The organism is Petrotoga sp. DB-2, from assembly GCF_054051725.1.
This window is the reverse complement of the sequence record NZ_JBSVZD010000003.1, coordinates 1-17,908: the sequence shown is the minus strand read 5'-3', so window position 1 is coordinate 17,908 and position 17,908 is coordinate 1. Positions and strand designations below refer to the sequence as shown.

General features: G+C 35.8%; 18 protein-coding genes and 1 riboswitch. Of the genes, 12 read left to right on the top strand and 6 right to left on the bottom strand.

The window, feature by feature from the left end; genetic code table 11:
* Positions 1 to 141: 141 nt before the first annotated feature.
* A complete protein-coding gene (locus ACW9JY_RS01860; RefSeq protein WP_457283165.1) occupies positions 142 to 1,383 on the top strand; it encodes a hypothetical protein in 1,242 nt (413 codons plus the stop codon).
* Here ACW9JY_RS01860 and ACW9JY_RS01855 read toward each other — a convergent pair.
* Positions 1,373 to 1,789: a GIY-YIG nuclease family protein gene (locus ACW9JY_RS01855; RefSeq protein ID WP_457283164.1), complete on the bottom strand. Its 417-nt coding sequence runs from the start codon at positions 1,787 to 1,789 to the stop codon at positions 1,373 to 1,375. The genes ACW9JY_RS01860 and ACW9JY_RS01855 overlap by 11 nt on opposite strands.
* A gap of 16 nt (positions 1,790 to 1,805) precedes the next feature.
* Here ACW9JY_RS01855 and ACW9JY_RS01850 point away from each other — a divergent pair, with 16 nt between their 5' ends.
* The gene (locus ACW9JY_RS01850) at positions 1,806 to 2,336 is read left to right on the top strand and encodes a hypothetical protein (protein WP_457283163.1); all 531 of its coding nucleotides are present in this window, start codon (positions 1,806 to 1,808) and stop codon (positions 2,334 to 2,336) included.
* On the opposite strand, the gene ACW9JY_RS01845 is transcribed toward ACW9JY_RS01850, so the two are convergent.
* The gene (locus tag ACW9JY_RS01845) at positions 2,325 to 3,185 is read right to left on the bottom strand and encodes an alpha/beta fold hydrolase (protein ID WP_103076112.1); all 861 of its coding nucleotides are present in this window, start codon (positions 3,183 to 3,185) and stop codon (positions 2,325 to 2,327) included. The genes ACW9JY_RS01850 and ACW9JY_RS01845 overlap by 12 nt on opposite strands.
* Before the next feature lie 286 nt (positions 3,186 to 3,471).
* Between ACW9JY_RS01845 and ACW9JY_RS01840 the strand changes: the two genes are divergently transcribed.
* The 9 genes from ACW9JY_RS01840 (at position 3,472) to ACW9JY_RS01800 (ending at position 12,917) form a co-directional block, all read left to right on the top strand.
* Positions 3,472 to 3,714 (top strand): glutaredoxin family protein, encoded by a 243-nt coding sequence (locus ACW9JY_RS01840; RefSeq protein ID WP_103076113.1) that lies wholly within the window; start codon positions 3,472 to 3,474, stop codon positions 3,712 to 3,714.
* Between the two features lie 85 nt (positions 3,715 to 3,799).
* A riboswitch (Lysine riboswitch) is annotated at positions 3,800 to 3,979 on the top strand.
* A 74-nt stretch (positions 3,980 to 4,053) separates the two neighbouring features.
* Complete coding sequence (locus ACW9JY_RS01835; protein WP_457283162.1) at positions 4,054 to 5,025, top strand: aspartate-semialdehyde dehydrogenase; 972 nt, start codon at positions 4,054 to 4,056, stop codon at positions 5,023 to 5,025.
* Between the two features lies 1 nt (position 5,026).
* Complete coding sequence (lysA, locus tag ACW9JY_RS01830) at positions 5,027 to 6,268, top strand: diaminopimelate decarboxylase (RefSeq protein WP_457283161.1); 1,242 nt, start codon at positions 5,027 to 5,029, stop codon at positions 6,266 to 6,268.
* A gap of 595 nt (positions 6,269 to 6,863) precedes the next feature.
* Positions 6,864 to 7,742, top strand: a complete 879-nt coding sequence (dapA, locus tag ACW9JY_RS01825) for a 4-hydroxy-tetrahydrodipicolinate synthase (protein ID WP_457283160.1) — start codon at positions 6,864 to 6,866, stop codon at positions 7,740 to 7,742.
* Positions 7,739 to 8,377 (top strand): 4-hydroxy-tetrahydrodipicolinate reductase, encoded by a 639-nt coding sequence (locus ACW9JY_RS01820; protein WP_457283159.1) that lies wholly within the window; start codon positions 7,739 to 7,741, stop codon positions 8,375 to 8,377. Before dapA ends, ACW9JY_RS01820 begins: the two co-directional genes overlap by 4 nt.
* Before the next feature lie 362 nt (positions 8,378 to 8,739).
* The gene (gene dapD / locus ACW9JY_RS01815) at positions 8,740 to 9,441 is read left to right on the top strand and encodes a 2,3,4,5-tetrahydropyridine-2,6-dicarboxylate N-acetyltransferase (RefSeq protein ID WP_457283158.1); all 702 of its coding nucleotides are present in this window, start codon (positions 8,740 to 8,742) and stop codon (positions 9,439 to 9,441) included.
* Between the two features lie 34 nt (positions 9,442 to 9,475).
* Positions 9,476 to 10,675 (top strand): aspartate kinase, encoded by a 1,200-nt coding sequence (locus ACW9JY_RS01810; RefSeq protein ID WP_457283157.1) that lies wholly within the window; start codon positions 9,476 to 9,478, stop codon positions 10,673 to 10,675.
* Positions 10,672 to 11,811, top strand: a complete 1,140-nt coding sequence (locus ACW9JY_RS01805) for an aspartate aminotransferase family protein (RefSeq protein ID WP_457283156.1) — start codon at positions 10,672 to 10,674, stop codon at positions 11,809 to 11,811. The genes ACW9JY_RS01810 and ACW9JY_RS01805 overlap by 4 nt, the downstream gene beginning before the upstream one ends.
* The gene (locus tag ACW9JY_RS01800; protein WP_457283155.1) at positions 11,808 to 12,917 is read left to right on the top strand and encodes an amidohydrolase; all 1,110 of its coding nucleotides are present in this window, start codon (positions 11,808 to 11,810) and stop codon (positions 12,915 to 12,917) included. Before ACW9JY_RS01805 ends, ACW9JY_RS01800 begins: the two co-directional genes overlap by 4 nt.
* On the opposite strand, the gene ispD is transcribed toward ACW9JY_RS01800, so the two are convergent.
* Complete coding sequence (gene ispD, locus ACW9JY_RS01795) at positions 12,914 to 13,597, bottom strand: 2-C-methyl-D-erythritol 4-phosphate cytidylyltransferase (RefSeq protein WP_457283154.1); 684 nt, start codon at positions 13,595 to 13,597, stop codon at positions 12,914 to 12,916. The two genes, ACW9JY_RS01800 and ispD, sit on opposite strands and share 4 nt — an antisense overlap.
* A gap of 519 nt (positions 13,598 to 14,116) precedes the next feature.
* On the opposite strand from ispD, the gene ACW9JY_RS01790 reads away from it, so the two are divergent.
* Positions 14,117 to 15,067: an ROK family protein gene (locus ACW9JY_RS01790; RefSeq protein WP_103076124.1), complete on the top strand. Its 951-nt coding sequence runs from the start codon at positions 14,117 to 14,119 to the stop codon at positions 15,065 to 15,067.
* 142 nt (positions 15,068 to 15,209) lie between these two features.
* Here the strand turns inward: ACW9JY_RS01790 and ACW9JY_RS01785 are convergent, their stop codons facing one another.
* From ACW9JY_RS01785 to ACW9JY_RS01775, 3 genes are all read right to left on the bottom strand, one after another.
* Entirely contained in the window at positions 15,210 to 16,046 is an 837-nt protein-coding gene (locus ACW9JY_RS01785; RefSeq protein WP_457283153.1) for a DegV family protein, read from the bottom strand.
* A 420-nt stretch (positions 16,047 to 16,466) separates the two neighbouring features.
* Complete coding sequence (locus tag ACW9JY_RS01780; RefSeq protein WP_457283152.1) at positions 16,467 to 17,486, bottom strand: type II TA system antitoxin MqsA family protein; 1,020 nt, start codon at positions 17,484 to 17,486, stop codon at positions 16,467 to 16,469.
* A complete protein-coding gene (locus tag ACW9JY_RS01775; RefSeq protein WP_457283151.1) occupies positions 17,479 to 17,820 on the bottom strand; it encodes a hypothetical protein in 342 nt (113 codons plus the stop codon). Before ACW9JY_RS01775 ends, ACW9JY_RS01780 begins: the two co-directional genes overlap by 8 nt.
* Positions 17,821 to 17,908 lie beyond the last annotated feature (88 nt).

Here is a 17,908-nt window from a genome sequence, read left to right as displayed (position 1 = left end):
GGGAGCGGGGGAAGGGCGCTATAGATATAGATAGTTTTATAAAGAAAATTCTGCTTTTAAAAAAGGATCACAGGGCGGAGCTCTCCCCTTACTGGGCTAGGACCGCAGGTCCTTTTAATAAATCAAAAGGAGATGAATTTCATGAAGAAAATGTATGTATTTTTTATGCTCATCGTTTTTTTAAGTATAACGGTTCTTTCTGAGAATTATACCTTTATCTTTAAAGATGTTCAACTGTTCTATACAGTTTCTAACGAAACCTCATTCTTTGTTCCTGAGGGTTTTGACGTGCTTTGGATCAGTGGAGTGGATTCTTGGGAACTCAAAATGGTGTATCAACATTTCCCTTTTAAGATCACTTCATTGGAAGATTACACTCAAAAATCTATCGAAGCTATAGATGAGGACATTTACAAGATTGTTGGAACAAATGAAATTCTATTTTTCAATCCTCAATTAAATCGTTGGTGCGTTACTGATGAAAAGAATAAAGATAAGATTCAACCCCCTACTCAAATTTTATTGAAAAACCCTAAGAACGCCGTAATTGCTTTAAAGGGAGAGGGGTCATGGGAAATTATCTATGAAATGAAAAATGACGGAACTTTCAGCAAAAACGTTCAAATCAACGGTGTTCCTGTTGGGCAAACCAATCTATACTTAGTCAACGAATATCTTAACTTGTCTCCTCGCGATTACTTAGAGAGTACAAAGTTATTGAGTAACACACGTATGGCAAGTGAAGATGATTTTGAAATAGTTGCACAAGAAGCAATTCTAAGTCAAACTTATACAATGAATCTTGGAAGAGTCAATTTTCAAAATAGTTTAATGAACGTTAGGATATCCCAAAACGATATATTGTCATATGAAGACAGAAACGTAATTAATTTTTCTTTGTACACCAATATAACAAATTATACAAAAACCGAGATAATCAGACACGTAGAAAACACGAAATACAATGGTTTAGGAATAGAGTTACCTTCGGGAAAGGTTTGGATCCATGAGGAATTCGATAGTGAAAGTTTTCCAATAAAGTTAGCGTACATTAATGATACTCCCGTTGGAGACACGTTCAAGATAAACTTAGGTGAGAGTTGGGATGTACAGTATAAAATAGAAAAATTGTCTGATGTTGAAGTTAAATCGGCAAATTCCCGAATAGTAGACCTTTTGATCAGTGTGAAAAACTTCAGTAAAGACAAACAAATCGTTAACTTGAGTATGTCTACACCCAATATCGAAATAGATGAAATGCAAATAGAAGGAAATTATCAAAATTTAAAAAACAACTCGGAAAAAGGTAAAATTGATATTGTTTTCGATATAATAGATGAAGTAAGAATAAGAATGACGATTAAGACTATCCTTAGAGAATAAAGTTTTTAATAATTTCAAAAAAATAGTCGATATTATCAATGAGATAAAGATTTGATTTTACAGTTAAATCAGATGCACCAAAACCTTCAATAAACTGAAATTTCTGGGCAAATTCTTTGGAGATATCTTCTTCAAGGCGTTTGTGTGAAGGTAGCATAGCGATAAATATTATTTTGTTTGCTTTGTTTTCTAAAATACCATCTATATGCCAGTGTTTTTGATATGCCTTCTCCTTGTAAGTCATATGCCTACCAACTCTTTGGTAAAGGTTTTTCATAGCAGAACCTATGTAAGCGTACAAACCTTTATTGATCTTTATCTCTTTGTGATGTAAGTTTACTATACAATCTTTTTTTATCTCAATCAGTAAAATGTAAGATCCTTTATTCGTCTCTATCCCTCCCAAGAGAAAGGTGAATTTTATGATTAACTCCATCAAGCCAGAGCATTTTAACCCATACTTGGGCTATAAATTAGACCCAGGTGAACCAGGGTTGTCTAATAGTTCCCCTGCATCTTTGAGTATACTTAGAGTGGCAGCCCATGAGTTGGGGAATATAAACCAATTTAAATCTCAGGCGTTAAAAAAAGGTGGAATTGTTATATATACAGACATCGACCTTAATCTTAAAAGAAGAGGAGGTTTTTTAGCCGCTGTTGGAGGAAAATCCAAAGCTGTTATTTTGTATAGAAAAGAAATAAGCAAAAGTACTCCACAAGATCCCGTTTATGAATTGCAAAATACAGAGAAACACACCGACGAAACAAAAGATATAAAGCAAAAGATCGAAAAGGAAATTCAAAAAATAACGAATGAATTAAGAACAGAAACGGATCCAGAAAAAATTAAAAAGTTAGTCAACACCCTTCAATCTTTAGAAATTTATAAAAGTAACAGCTCATCTTTAGATTTGGAGTTTATTTTAGGATTAACATTGGATCTAACGGTTTGATTCTAAAACTTCTTCTCTTTTATTACTTTTCTCCCATATCTCTTGGGGTTGGTCTTTTTCTATAAAATTAATCACCCAACGCCCCACAATTCTTTTGAATATATAACTTGATTTATGTCCTGCCAATAAACTTTTCACTTTTTTATTTGGTAATAAGTGTTGAAGATTATTTGTGGCTTTATGTGGCATGATCTTATCGAAAAGAGCTTTTATAAAAAGGACAGGTTGATTAACGAACTTAGCATAACTCAGAGAGTCGTAATGATAACAAGTGATAGGTGTTTTTTGGAATATATCATCTATAGAATTGATATTATTTTTTACAAAGTTTGCCGCATCACTTCTAAATTTTTTACAAAACTCCTCGGAATCACAACCAAATGAATTTTTTTCTTTTGCGTATCTTTCCCTGACTTTTTCCGTATATGGTGAGTAAAAGTTTATCCATCTCCAATTCCCACCTGTGATCATCAAGATGCCTTTTTTAATCCTCTTATCGAGAGCTAGAGTCATAGTACCAATGATTCCTCCAAAAGATACCCCCATTAAGTACAAATGATTTTCGGAAAAATCATCGAAGGTTTCAAGCAAATCTATTGTCCTTCGAACGTCTTTTACAGAATTGTGAAAAAGTATGGTACATTCCTTTGGCTCGGGTGAATAATAAGGGTCACCATCTTCTATATCATTTGGTTTTCTACTTAGATGGTAAGGAAGGATCACAACACTTGTTCTGTAGCCAAATTTCTTAAAATACCTTCCGTACCATTCAAGGTATGGAACGTTGTTGGGTCCAATACCGTGCAGAAAGACTATATCCCCTTTAACTTTTTGTTCTGGTTTAAACATATGAATGACCTGAGTTTCGTTCTCTTTGTAGATAGGGTCAGTATATACCGTGTCGAAAGTATAAACAGAATAATCGTTTTCATCTCTTACTTTGTAATTTATTGGGGTTTTAGGATAATTAAAAATATAGTCCGTTGTTTGTCACCTCGTGTTTTAAACGTGAAATTGATATTTATACATCTCTATTTTACAAAATTATATTTACTTCTTCTTAAAAGAAATATTATAAAATTCTGTTATTATAATAAAAAATACCTATATAGGGTATAGGAGGTGGAAGAATAACATGCAACATGTAAAGATAAAGGTTTATACAACTCCAAGTTGTCCTTGGTGCAGAAAAGCCAAATCGTATTTTAGAGGTTTAGGAATAAAATTTAAAGAAGTTGATGTTTCAAAAGATCCAAAAGCGGCAGAAGAATTAGTTCGAAGAACTCATCAAATGGGGACACCGGTAATTCAAATTGGAAATCATTATATAATCGGTTTTGATAAAAACAAAATAGATAGTATACTTGGAATAAACTAAAACAATAATTTCAACAATAATCAAAAAGTAACTTTTTGTTATTCTTTGTGTTATTTGAATATGTTATCTTATAACAAAGTTAATTATTTAAAGCGGAGGCGCAACCGAGAAGAGTAACTTCTTCTATTTTTAGAGGGTATTTTAGAAGAAGCGAAAGGCGAGGTTGCCGAAGAAGTAAGAAGAAAGCCCTCATCTTCTGACTTCTGGGTATGTGGGGAATACCTACATAACTGTCACGTGAAGAACGTGGAGAGCCGCTGAAAATGAGAAAAAAATATTTTCTTATTATTAAGACCTCTCCACTGTGAGAGGTCTTCGATTTTTTGGAGGTGCTTTTTTTTGAAAGTTGGAGTTGTAGGAGCTACCGGTGAGGTAGGAAGAACATTTTTAAAGTTATTTGAAGAATACAAACTAATAAACGAAATTTCCGAATTGCGTTTGTTTGCATCGGAAAGGTCTCAAGGGCAAGAGATCGAGGTCGGTTCTAAAAGATATACCGTGGAAAAGCTGCAAGAAGAGAATATGAAAGAGAAGTTTGATTACCTTTTTTTCTCGGCAGGCGCCTCGGTGTCAAAAAGATTCGCTCCCATAGCACAAAAATCCGGAAATGTTGTAATAGACAATTCTTCACAATTTAGGATGGACGAAACGATTCCACTTGTTGTTCCTGAAATTAATGCAGAGTTGTTGAAAAATTATAAAGGAATAATTGCAAACCCTAACTGTTCAACCATTCAAATGGTTTTGGCCCTTAACGGCATCCATCGTGAGCTAGGTTTAAAAGAGATAGTTGTCTCTACATATCAGGCAGTATCTGGCGCTGGAAATAAGGGCATAACTGAACTTTTAAACCAAGAAAAAGGGATAAACGAAGTGAATCATTTTCCAAGGATCATAAAGAACAACGTTATACCATTGATAGGCGAAAAAAAGGAGAACGGCTTTACTTTTGAAGAAGAAAAGATGATAAACGAACCTAGAAAAATTTTTTCTGATGAAGAAATTAAAATATTTCCGACAACAGTTAGAGTGCCTGTACTCTACGGACATTCTGAATCGATTTTCTTCAGAACAAAGTTGGATTCTTCTGTTGATGAGATTATAAAATTGGTTGAATCAACTCCAAACGTCGAGTACAACGAGGAAAAAATCACCCCCATAGAAATTGCGGGAAGTGATATTACATTTGTCTCTAGAATAAGAAAGATCGAAGAAAAAACCTTTTTGATGTGGGTTATAGCGGATAATATAAGAGTTGGTGCTGCTACCAATGCAATTAGAATACTTCAAAAACACAGGGAATTGAACTGAGGTGCAGGGATTGAAAAAAGAACTTCCCTTTTCAGAGAAAGAGTTAAATACTTTATTAAAGAGAGTACAAACACCTTTTTATCTCTACGATGAAGAAGGTATAAGAAATAGAATAAGAACATTAAAAGATGCTTTTTCTTGGGTTGATTTCAAAGAGTTTTTTGCTGTGAAGGCAACCCCTAATCCCAACATATTAAAGATCACAAAAGAAGAAGGTTGTGGAGTAGATTGTAGCTCAATGGCAGAACTGGTGGCAGCAGAAAAAAGCGGGTTCGTGAATAGTGATATTCTCTTTACATCCAACGATACCCCATTGCAAGAGTATGAAAAGGCTTTATCTTTAAACGCCATTTTGAATCTTGACGATGTAAGTCACATTGATTTATTAAAAGAAAAGCATGCGTTACCTGACATGATGTCCATCAGATATAATCCAGGTGGGGATTTTGGGAACGAGATAATAGGGAATTTAAAGGAATCAAAATTTGGAGTACCAAAAAAGGATCTTATGAATGGTTTCGCGAGACTTAAAGATTACGGGGTTAAAAGATTCGGACTGCATGCGATGTTGATCTCAAACGAATTGAACCCTCAAAATATCATAAAAGTCGCCCAATTTCTTTTTGAAACTGCTGTGGAAGTGAATAAAAAATTGGGGATAGATTTTGAATTCATTAATCTCGGTGGCGGTTTTGGTATACCTTATAAACCTGAAGAAAAGGAACTTGATATATACTACATCTCACGTCAAATAAAAAAAATGTATGAGGATATTTTACTGGAAAATGGACTAAAACCTCCAAAAATATATATGGAGCATGGAAGATACATCACGGGTCCTAATGGTTACCTCATTACAAAAGTCTTGCATATAAAAAATTCTTACAAAAAATATGCGGGAATTGACGCTAACTCTGCAAATTTACTGAGACCCGCTATGTACAAGGCTTATCATCATGTAACTGTTTTAAATAAAAATTCTGATGAAAAAACAGAGTTGTACGATGTAGTGGGATCGTTATGCGAAAATAACGACAAACTCGCAACAGATCGATTATTACCAAAATTGGAACGAGGAGATGTCTTAGTTTTTCATGATGTTGGTGCACATGGATACTCCATGGGATATAACTATAATGGAAAATTAAGATCTGCTGAGTATTTGTTCACCAAAGATAGAGAATTCAAAATGATAAGAAGAGCCGAAACGTTGGATGATTACTTTGCAACTTTCAATTTCTAATCCAATTGTGGGTGGGGAGCAGATTTTAAGAACCTCAGGTCCCTTCCATAATGGTAAGCAAGCTGGGTTAAAGGGACCGCAGGTCCCTTCCTTAAAAACGGGCGGGCCGCGGGGTGAAAGGGAAAGATCTCTTTTCCTTATGGGTGGGCTGCGGGGCGAAGGGGCGCAAATAACGACTAAGCGCAGCTTACAAAAAAATGTTTTAAAAGGGTCACAGGGCGGAGCCCTATCCCACCAGGGTCTAAGGGACCGCAGGTCCCTTCCTTAAAACGGGTGGGAAGCGGGGAGAAGGGGCGCTAACAAAGACTAAGCACAGCTTACAAAAAAATGTTTTAAAAGGGTCACAGGGCGGAGCCCTCCCCCACCAGGGTCTAAGGGACACAGATCCCTTCCTTAAAACGGGTGGGAAGCGGGGTGAAAGGGCGCTATCAAAATCTAAGCGCAACTTACAAAAAAATGTTTTAAAAGGGTCACAGGGCGGAGCCCTCCCCCACCAGGGTCTAAGGGACCGCAGGTCCCTTCCATAAAACGGGTGGGAAGCGGGGTGAAAGGGCGCTATAAACAGGGATATAAAACTTTAAAGGAGGAATTCCAAATGTTTACTGGTGTTGGAACAGCTATTATCACACCTTTCGACAAGGAAACAAACGTCGATTATAATTCATTAAAAACTTTTGTTAAATATCAGCTTGATAACGGTGTTGACAGTTTAATAGTTTTAGGAACTACTGGAGAAGCACCTGCTATTGAAGAGGAAGAAAGAGAAAAAATAGTCAACACCGTAGTAGAAATTGTCAATAAAAAGGTTCCCGTTATTGTGGGAACGGGGACAAATAACGTGAATCACGTTTTGAAAAACAATAAATTGGCTGAAAGTGCTGGTGCAGATGGTTTATTAATCGTCACCCCTTACTACAATAAGAGCACGCAAAAAGGATTGGTAGAGTATTTTAAGTACATCTCTGAAAGAACAACTTTACCAATAATAATGTACAACGTTCCTTCGAGAACTGGCATGAATATAAATCCAGAAACAGCCGTTTCTATCCACGAAAACTGTAAAAATGTAATAGGGGTGAAAGAGGCGAGCAGTAATATATCACAAATAGTAGAATTATTTTCAATAAAGCCAGATTCTCTAAAGGTATTTTCCGGAAACGATGATCAAGTGCTTCCTATAATGAGCTTAGGAGGAGATGGACTTATCTCGGTTACGTCTAATGTTGCCCCAAAACCTTTCGTTGAATTGACTCATAGCATTCTTAACAACGATTTAGAAAAGGCAAGAAAATTAAACAATCAATTTATGAAACTCAACAAACTTTTATTCAAAGAGGTCAACCCCATTCCTGTCAAATACGCCGTTTCTTTGTTAGGTTTATGCGAAAATGTCGTGAGATTACCGTTGGTGAAAGCAAGTCAAGAAACAGAGAAACTTCTAAAAGAAGAGATGGAAAGGTTGAATTTACTATGAAGATAGGCATAGTCGGATACAAAGGACGAATGGGAAAAGAAATAAAAGACCTCTTTGAGGAAAAGAATCATGAATTTGTCTGGGGATACGATAAAGATGGTGAGTATTTTCAAGAAACCCCCCAAATTATTATCGATTTTTCACTTCCCGAAGTTTTTGAAAAAACTGAAGATTACGTGAAAAAATTTAAAGTTCCATTGATCATTGGAACAACAGGGCTTCAAGATGAACAGATTGAAGCTTTAAAGGCTTTAGCTAAAGATGTACCCGTAGTTCAAAGCTACAACTTTTCGATCGGCATACAATTGTTTCTAAAGATGGTGGACTTTTTGAAAGATAAAATCGACGGGTGGGATGTTGAGATAGTTGAAACACATCATAGATTTAAAAAAGATAAGCCTTCTGGAACAGCCAAGATGATAAAAGAAAGCTTGGATAAAGATGTACCGATAAGCTCATTAAGATTGGGGAATGTAGCAGGAGATCATGTATTGTACATGGCGAACTTGGGCGAAGTTCTCAGTATTTCTCATAGGGCTTTATCAAGAAGAGCCTTCGCAGAAGGGGTCCTTAAGTCCGCAGAGTTTGTAACCAATAAAAAGAATGGGTATTTTACCTTTACAGATGTAATTTGAAGCAGCGACGGCTGCAGGGTCTAAGGGACCGTAGGTCCCTTCCATAAAACGGGTGGGGAGCGGGGTGGAAGGGTGCTAACAAAGTCTAAGCATAGCTTACAAAAAATAGTTTTAAAAGGGTCACAGGGCGGAGCCCTCCCCCCGCAGGGTCTAAGGGACCCTAGGTCCCTTCCATAAAACGGGTGGGGAGCGGGGTGGAAGGGCGCTATCAAAATCTAAGCGCAGCTTACAAAAAAATGTTTTAAAAGGGTCACAGGGCGGAGCCCTCCCCCCCTGCAGGGTCTAAGGGACCGCAGGTCCCTTCCATAAAACGGGTGGGGAGCGGGGTGGAAGGGCGCTAAAACAGTTAATAGGAGGTCATCATGAACACCGAAGAAATAATAAATTTAATAGCAAACTCAAAGAAAAAGAATCCTTTGAAGGTCTACATTAAAGGTAACCTCAAAGAAATAGATTTTTCCAATGTAGAATTTTACGGTAACGATGAATTCGGAATCTTGTTTTGTGAAGAAGAAGATTTCAAAACAATTTTTGAGACTTATAAAGATTATATAATTAATTACAGAATAGAAAGGGATAGAAAGAATTCAGCTATTCCGTTGGCAGATTTGTCTAAATACAACGCGAGAATAGAACCAGGTGCTATAATAAGGGATCTTGTGGAGATAGGCGACGGTTGTGTTATTATGATGGGTGCCGTCATCAATATAGGTGCTTGTATTAAAGAAAACACCATGATAGATATGAACGTTGTTATAGGAGGAAGGGCTCAAATAGGTAAAAATTGCCATATTGGTGCAGGAGCAGTTATAGCAGGAGTAATAGAACCCCCAAGTGCTCAACCAGTGGTCATTGAGGATAATGTTCTCATTGGAGCTAACGCAGTGGTATTAGAAGGGGTCAAAGTAGGTCAGGGATCAATAATCGGTGCAGGTTCTGTTGTAATTTCTGATGTCGAACCTTACTCTGTGATAGCCGGAGTTCCTGCGAAATTCATTAAGAAGGTTGACGATAAAACAAAAGCCAAAACGCAACTTGTAGAAGGACTTAGAAATTTGAAATAATTTATTTATATAAATTTACCGGGGTGGATTACTTATGAAATTGATAGTTCAAAAGTATGGAGGAAGTTCTCTTGCAGATTCTGAAAGGTTGAACAATGTTGCCAAGAGAATATGTAACAAAGTAGAAGAAGGATTTAAAGTATTAGTTGTGGTTTCTGCAAGAGGAGAGACCACAAACAGATTGATATCATTAGCTAAAGAAACAGTTAAAAATCCTGAGCCACGAGAATTGGATATGCTTTTAGCTACAGGAGAACAGATCAGTGCCTCGCTGTTATCGATGATGTTGAACGATAGAGGTATCAAATCAAAATCCATGAATGCCTTTCAATTAGGTTTATTAACTACTTCTGACTATAATGAGGCTCAGATCAAAGCAATAAACAAAGAAACAATCCACAAAAACCTTACAAACAACGATGTTTTAGTTATTACAGGATTTCAAGGTGTTACAGAAGAGGGAGATTTAACAACCTTGGGAAGAGGGGGTTCTGATACTTCCGCGGTGGCTTTAGCCGCTTCTCTAAACGTCAAATGTGAAATTTACAGTAATTTTGCCGGTATTTATACCGTTGATCCAAAGATTTATCCCCAAGCAAAAAAATTAAAGTACGTTACTTACGATGAAATGCTAGAAATGGCGGCTTTAGGAGCGAAAGTATTGCACCCAAGGTCGGTAGAAATCGCTAAAAAGTTTAATGTGGAGTTATACTGTGCATCGTCTTTTTCAGATGAGGAGGGAAGTTACGTGGTCGATAATTACAACGAATATATAGAAGAACCTGTTGTAACCGGTTTAAGTGTGGATGAAAATCAAATTCAAGTCACTATTTTTAATCTTCCAACGGGCCATTTTTTTATTAATAAAATTTTTGAAATCGCCGCCAATAAAAACTTAAACATTGATATGATATCCATCATAAAAAATAATGAAAAAGTTGATCTCTCTTTCAGCATCGTAGACAGTGTAATCGATAATTTTAGAGAACTTTTAAATGAATCCATTAAAAATTATCAAGAGAATTTTATCGATTTTAAAAATGATTTAGTTAAAATCTCAGTAGTCGGAATAGGTATGAAAAAGGCAAGAGGGGTGGCTTCCCGGTTTTTTAAGGCTATTGAAGATATCCCTATTTTTTTGGTGACTACTTCGGAAATAAAAATTTCATGTTTGATTCCAAAAGAGTATAAACAAAAAGCTGTTGAAAGTTTAGCAAAGGAGTTTGATTTATGAGCCTACTAAAAGTCTACAATCCGTTTCCAATAAAAATTGATAGAGCGGAAGGTTGTTACATTTACGATAAAACTGGGAAGGCGTTTATGGACACATTTGCTGGAATAGGAGTAATGAGTTTTGGACATTCTCACCTATCTTTGTTACAAGCTTTGAAGGAAAAGATGGATAGATATATGCACACCTCTAATTTTTTTCTCGATGAAGATGCCATTTTCGTATCAGAAAAACTAGTTAATTTCACGGGGAAGAATGGTACAGTTTACTTCAGTAATTCTGGAGCAGAGGCAACAGAGGCTGCTTTAAAAGCTATTAAAAAAAGAGCAACAGATAGAAGAAATAAGATCGTTTTTTTCGAGAATGGTTTTCACGGTAGAACTTTAGGTGCACTTTCTATAAACGGTTTTAAAGATCTAAGAAAGCCCTTTGAACCTTTACTTCCCAACACTATAGAACTGAAGTATAACGATGTTGAAGATTTAAGTAGATACTTCGATCTATTTGGAGAAGAAACGTTGGCTGTTTTTGTAGAACCGATTCTGGGATCAGGCGGAATAGTATCAAGCAAACCAGAATTTGCATCTCTGATAGAGGACTTAAAAAAGAAATATAATTTTATTTTAGTCTGCGATGAGGTTCAAGCCGGGCTTGGGCGAACGGGAAAAATTTTTTCATATCAGCATTTTGGGCTATCTCCTAATATTATAACCATTGGGAAATCCATAGGCGGTGGCATACCTTTGGGGGGTACGATATTTCTTGAAAATCTATCTCAGGCTTTTGAAAAAGGAGAACACGGCTCAACTTTTGCTCCAAATCCTGTAGCTCTTGCGGGAGCTAGGTTCGTTGTGGAAAACATCCCTTCTCTTCTGAAGGATGTTGAAGAAAAAGGAAATTATATAATGCAATATTTAAAAGAGAAAAATTTTGAAAAAGTAAAAGAAGTTCGAGGCAAAGGTTTGATGATTGGCATAGAGTTAAAAGAAGAGGACCCTCAAATGAGGGAAAAAGGTCTACAAGAGGGCCTTTTGTTGAATGTACTTCATAATAGTGTGATTCGTCTACTGCCTCCTTTAAATATTGAATATAACGATATCGAAAAGATGTTGACAAAATTAGAGAAGGTTTTAAAATGATCCTTTCACCGTACGAATTGAGACATAAAATACATGAGAATCCAGAATTATCTCTTGAAGAGTATCAAACTACAGAATTATTGGAAAGAACCGTAAAAGAAGCCGCTTCCTTTTACAATGTTGGTATTAACGTGTATAGACCTCTAAAAACAGGGCTTATTGTTGAGTATAATGGTGGTAGTGGCGATGAGTACCTTCTTTTTAGGGCAGACATCGATGCTTTAAACATAAAAGAAAAGACCAACGTTGATTTCAAATCAAAAAACGAATACATGCACGCATGTGGTCATGACGTTCATACTGCTATCTTGTATGGTTTTTTTATCAACGTAATAAAAAATAAAGTAAAAAAAAATATAATATTTTTATTTCAACCTGCAGAAGAATCAAAGGGTGGAGCCCAAAGGGTTATCAAAAGTGGAATATTGGAAAAATTCAATATAAAAGCGGCTTTCGCCCTACACGTCAACGATGACTTCCCCCTGGGGACCATCGCTTCAACGCGTGGTACGCTTTTTGCTTCAGCCCTTGAGTTCTTTGTGGATTTTGAAGGGGTATCCTCACATCTTGCCTTTCCCCATCAATCTAAAAATGCGTTGAACGCCCTTCGCATATTTTTAGATGTGCTTGATAAACTTCCAAAAAATCCCATGGAACCTTTTGTAATCGGCGTTGGTAAAGTAAGTGCAGGTAACGCGATCAACATTCTACCAGGGAACTCCCATGTTGAAGGAAGTATCAGAGGTGTTAATTCCGAAAATAGTCTAAAATATTTCGAAGATATGAAAAATATACTGTCAGGGATAAAGACCATGACAGGGGTTGATTATTCGTTAAGCAAAGGGTCTTTCTATTCGGAAGTCGTTAACGATTCATCGCTATACGACAAATTTATTCCTAAACTCTCAAAAACATTTAATTTTATTGACTGTGGCCTAAAAATGACGGGTGAAGATTTTGGCTTTATATCAAAAAAATATCCCGCACTAATGTGTTGGTTAGGGAGTTCCAAAGGCGAACATCACGGTCTTCATAACCCTGAATTTTTGCCTCCCGATGAGGTAATAGATGTTGGGATCAAGGTTTTTGAAACATTTTTAGATTAAGGATTCAATTCAAAAAAACATCTGGCTAGTTCAAAATCCTCTTTTTTCGTTAGTTTGATGTTATTTTTGTGATCTTCCACAATCGATGTTTCATAACCAGCATGAATAAATATAGATGCGTCATCTGTGAAGGAAGATAAGATCTTTTCCACATTTTGATAAGCTTTAAGTAATTTAGCAAAATCGAAAGTTTGAGGGGTATGATGCAGATAAATCTGGGATCTTTCTAAAGTTTTTAAAATCCGACCGTTATTGACTTGAGAAACCGTGTTTTCTGCCATTTCTGCCAAAACAGCCCCTCCTATTTCTTTTGTTTTGTAGATGCTTTCATCTATTTTATTAATATCAACGAAAGGTCTTACGGCATCATGAATGCAAACTAAATCAGGCTTATTATCTTTTTTACTCAAATACAATAGGGCGTTATAAACGCTTTCTTGTCTACTGCTCCCGCCAATTACCACATTCTCAAATTTTGAGAAGATTTTAACTTCTTTTTCTGTTAAATCCACGTAGTTTCTATGTGATACCACGAGAAACTTATCTATTAATTTTGACTGCTGGAATTTTTCAGCCGACATTCTCAATATTGTTTTGTTATTTAATTTTACAAATTGTTTTGGAATTTCAAATCCTGCTCTTTTCCCTTCTCCAGCTGCTACTATAATTGCATAAACCATTTTCTTCACCCTTTATTATTTTTTGTATTTTAAAATATAGGTTTAGTAGAACTTCATCTTTTTTTTAAATAATTAATTTAACTTTTGATATAATAGATTGATAAACTTATTATAATATATTTTTGGCAGAATTGTGCGCAAGGTGGGGTCACAGGGCGGAGCCCTCCCCCACCAGAGTCTAAGGGACCGCAGCTCCCTTCCCTAAAAGGGTACGCTGCTGGCTGATGGAGTGCTAATAAAGACCCTTTTCCTCACGGGTGGGGAACGTAGCAAAGGGGAGCTAATAAAGGCCCTTCTCCTCACGGGTGGGGAGCGGGGTGAAAGGGCGCTAACAAAGTATAAGCGCAGCTTACAAAAAAATGTTTTAAAAGGGGTCACAGGGCGGAGCCCTCCCCCACCAGAGTCTAAGGGGACCGCAGGTCCCTTCCTAAAAAGGGTACGCTGCTGGGCGAAGGGGAGCAAATATCATAGAAACAAATATTACAGAAGACAGCAAATACACTTCAAGGAGTGATGGCAATGTTAGTAGTAGGGATCGATTTGGGAGGCACTGAGATAAAAGCTGGGTTAGTCGATGAAAAAAAGGGAATAATTAAAAAGATTTCTAGGCCTACAGAAGTTGAAAAGGGAAATGCCCAGGTAATAGCTAATATAACAAAAACAGTGAAAGATTTAACGGAAAACACTGAATTTTCAGCAATTGGAATAGGTTCACCAGGTTCTATAGATAGAAAAAATGGAATTGTGAGATTTTCACCAAACTTTCCAAACTGGCGAAATTTTGAATTAGTTCGCTTGATAAAAGAAAATATAAATGTTGACGTCTTTTTAGAAAACGATGCCAATGCCTTCGCACTTGGAGAATGGTATTTCGGGAAAGCAAAGGGGTTGCACGATTTCATTGCTTTAACCATAGGAACAGGCATAGGTTCAGGTGTAGTTTGTAACAACATATTTTTAACAGGTAAAGATGGTCTTGCCCCAGAATTGGGTCATGTTGTGGTTGTACCAAATGGTCCACAATGTGGATGTGGTAATAGAGGATGTGTTGAAGCTACTTCTTCTGCAAAATATATAGCATTAGAAGCCAAAAATTTGATAGATAGGTACCCAGACAGCCTTGTTTTAAAATTAGCTGGGAAAAAGGAAAAGATTGAATCAAAGCACGTTTTTCAAGCTTATGAAAAAAATGATCCTCTTGCCAGTGTAGTGTGTAATTTTGCCATTGATGCACTTGCACGGGCTATTGGAGGTTATGTTCATGCCTTTAATCCTGAAAAAATTATAATCGGCGGAGGATTAAGCAGAGCAGGTGATGCTCTTTTTGTTCCATTAAGAGAAATGACGAAAAAATATGTTATGAGCAGTTTCGCCGATACTTACACCATAGAACAATCATCTTTAGTGGAAGATGCAGGCATTTTAGGAGCAGCATCTGCAGCCTTTTATGCCGAAGAAAAACCCTTATAGTTCATAATCAAGAATCTCTTATCTAGAACCGAAAGAAAGTTTCGCACGCATTGGTTCTTGCTGTATAAAACAAAGATAAATGCAAAAAACTATATATAATCCCCGTCTGTAGTAACGGGGATTTTTCAATATTTAATGCACTTTAAAATGCAAGTATAACTCCGCCTTCATTAGCATAAACAGTACTTATTCCTGCAGTTTCCACAATAATTATATCTCTAAAATTATATCTTTTAGCTGCCTCTTTTTTAATATACTCGGCTCTCTCGAGAGCATTACAATGAGCAATTCCTAAAACTTTATCTTTCAAATTATTCCCCACTTCTCCTATTTTATCAACTAGCTTTTTAATCGCATTTTTGCTTCCTCGTGCTTTATCCAATAAAGTTATAGTACCTTCTCTAGTACCTGCCAGAATAGGTTTTATATTCAAAAAAGAGGCAAACTGACCTTTCAATTTTCCCATACGTCCTGCTTTGATAAGGTTATCTAGCGAATCAAGCACAAATAAGGTCTGCATCTCTTCTATATATTTTTCTGCTTTTTTTATTATTTCTTCCCTACCGAGTTTTGCTTCAATTAATTCACCAATTTTGTAAGCAATCATTGTTTCACCGACAGAAGCGCTAAAAGAATTGAATACTTTCACGAATTTGTCTTTAGCTTCTTCCAATAAAATATTCTTAGCGAGAACCGCATTCTGATAACTCGAACTTAGCTCCTTAGATAAGGTAACTACAAAGGTATTTTCATATTTCTCGTATAAATTTAGAAATGGCTTAGGACCTGGACTGGCGGTTTTAGGAACTTCGGTAGAGTTTCTCATCGCCTCCAGTAGTTTTTCACGGTCTAGATTCTCATCATCTATAAAATGCTGATCACCAACATCAATAAATAATGGAACTGTAGATATATCAAATCTTTCTTTAATTTCTTTTGTTAAATCACAACAACTGTCAACTACTATTTTAAACTTCACTATTTTATTCCCTCCATTGAGCTTAATTATATTTAATCAGCTTTATTGTATATTATACCAATATATCATAAAAAATCGACTTTTTAATGAAATTTTTATTTATAAAAATATTCCAAAATCGATTAATCATAGAACATGCCCGAAGGGATAAAACTTCGGTTGTGAAGCATAAGGGCTAGCAGTAGGCGGGCTGCGAGGCAAAGGGGCACTAAGATCCTTTTCCTCACGGGTGGGGAGCGGGGGAAGGGCGCTAACAAAGATCTTTTCCTTATGTGTGAAAAACAGGGTTAAAAGGACTGCAGGTCCCTCTTCCTCATGGGTGGGGAGCGGGGGAAGGGCGCTATAAAACTCGTTGTACAGGAGCTGTGTGATAGGGTGGTATATTGTTATAGATCAGATATATCCATAAAAAGCTTAACCCTAAATCACTATCTCTTCATCATAATTTGAACTTTTATAAGCCACGTCATTATGTGATACTTCAACTAATTTTCTAGCGCTCAATCCTCCATAATTTTTAACAATTTTTTCTACAACACTTCTTTCTTCATTTGTTAAATTCTTTAAAGGAGTTTGATCTACCAAACTAATCATATACGTCTCTTTCAAAAACATCTTAGAAAAATCGATATTCATTTTTATTAAATTCGTCTTTATCAAATAATCTAAAAGAACGCCCTCTTCATTTTTTGCCCCTTTAGGAATTGGACCATAATTATAATGAATAAATTTCAAATTAGCAATTTGCCTGCCAAGAATTTTTTTGGATTCCTTTTCCACTAACCATAGCAATTTAAAAAAGACGGTTTTGTATAAAAAATCCTTGTGATGATATTCTTTTGAATAATAAAATAAACCAGCTATTAAACCTTTCATTTTTTCAATATCTATTTCAGGATGTTTAATATACAGAATTTTTTCCAATTCTTGAATCTCGAGTTTATTTTCAAATTCTTTAAGAATTCTTTGAATGTTTCCTAAGATCCTCTTATACTCGATATCGGGAATATTATCTTTATTACTTTTTAAAATTTTGTAAAATTCAATCGGTTCGGAAATTCTCTTGATCAAATCGCTATTAACTTTGGTTGGTAACGAACCCATCTCATAACGTTGTATAGTAGCTTCTCCTAAACCTAAAATTAAGGCAAATAATGTTTGAGAAACATTATACTTACTTCTAATTTCCTTGATCTCTTCCGGTAACACCAAATTATTCAATTCAGCATATTTTCTGTATGCTGCTTTTAAATTCTCATTCTCATAGTATGGTTCAAGTAATTCATTCCCACATTCTTCACATATAGCAACAGTGCGTTCGACTTCAATAGGAAAATTCTTAACGTTATAATTCTCTTTCTTTTTTATAGTTTTATACCCCATCAATTTTCCACATTGCTCACAGAACAACCTTTCTTTTGGTTTTTTCAATTCATACATTCTCTTCACCCTCCTCTGATTCATGAAAAGACAAAAGCACCATGTAATCTTCTTTTTCAACGTATTTAATTTTAATATAAATTTGATACACTTCATCCTCAACACAAATTTGTTTTTTAAAAATATAAACGGTTCCTTCGGGAAAATTAAAATCTTTTTCTACACTATCATATATAAAATCATCTTTTGTTAATTCGTTAAGTAAAAAATTATGAACGTCTTCCTCAGTCCATCCGATCTTGGTTAGAAACTCAGTATTTTTCACCCTTTTCACGAGCTGTAATTGATTATTATTGATAAATTGTTTCAATAATTCTAGAAAAAATTCAACCATTTTATAGCTCCTAATCGGGTAGGAGGTAGATAATTAATTTATCTACCGTCCTCCCACACCACCGTACGTACCGTTCGGTATACGGCGG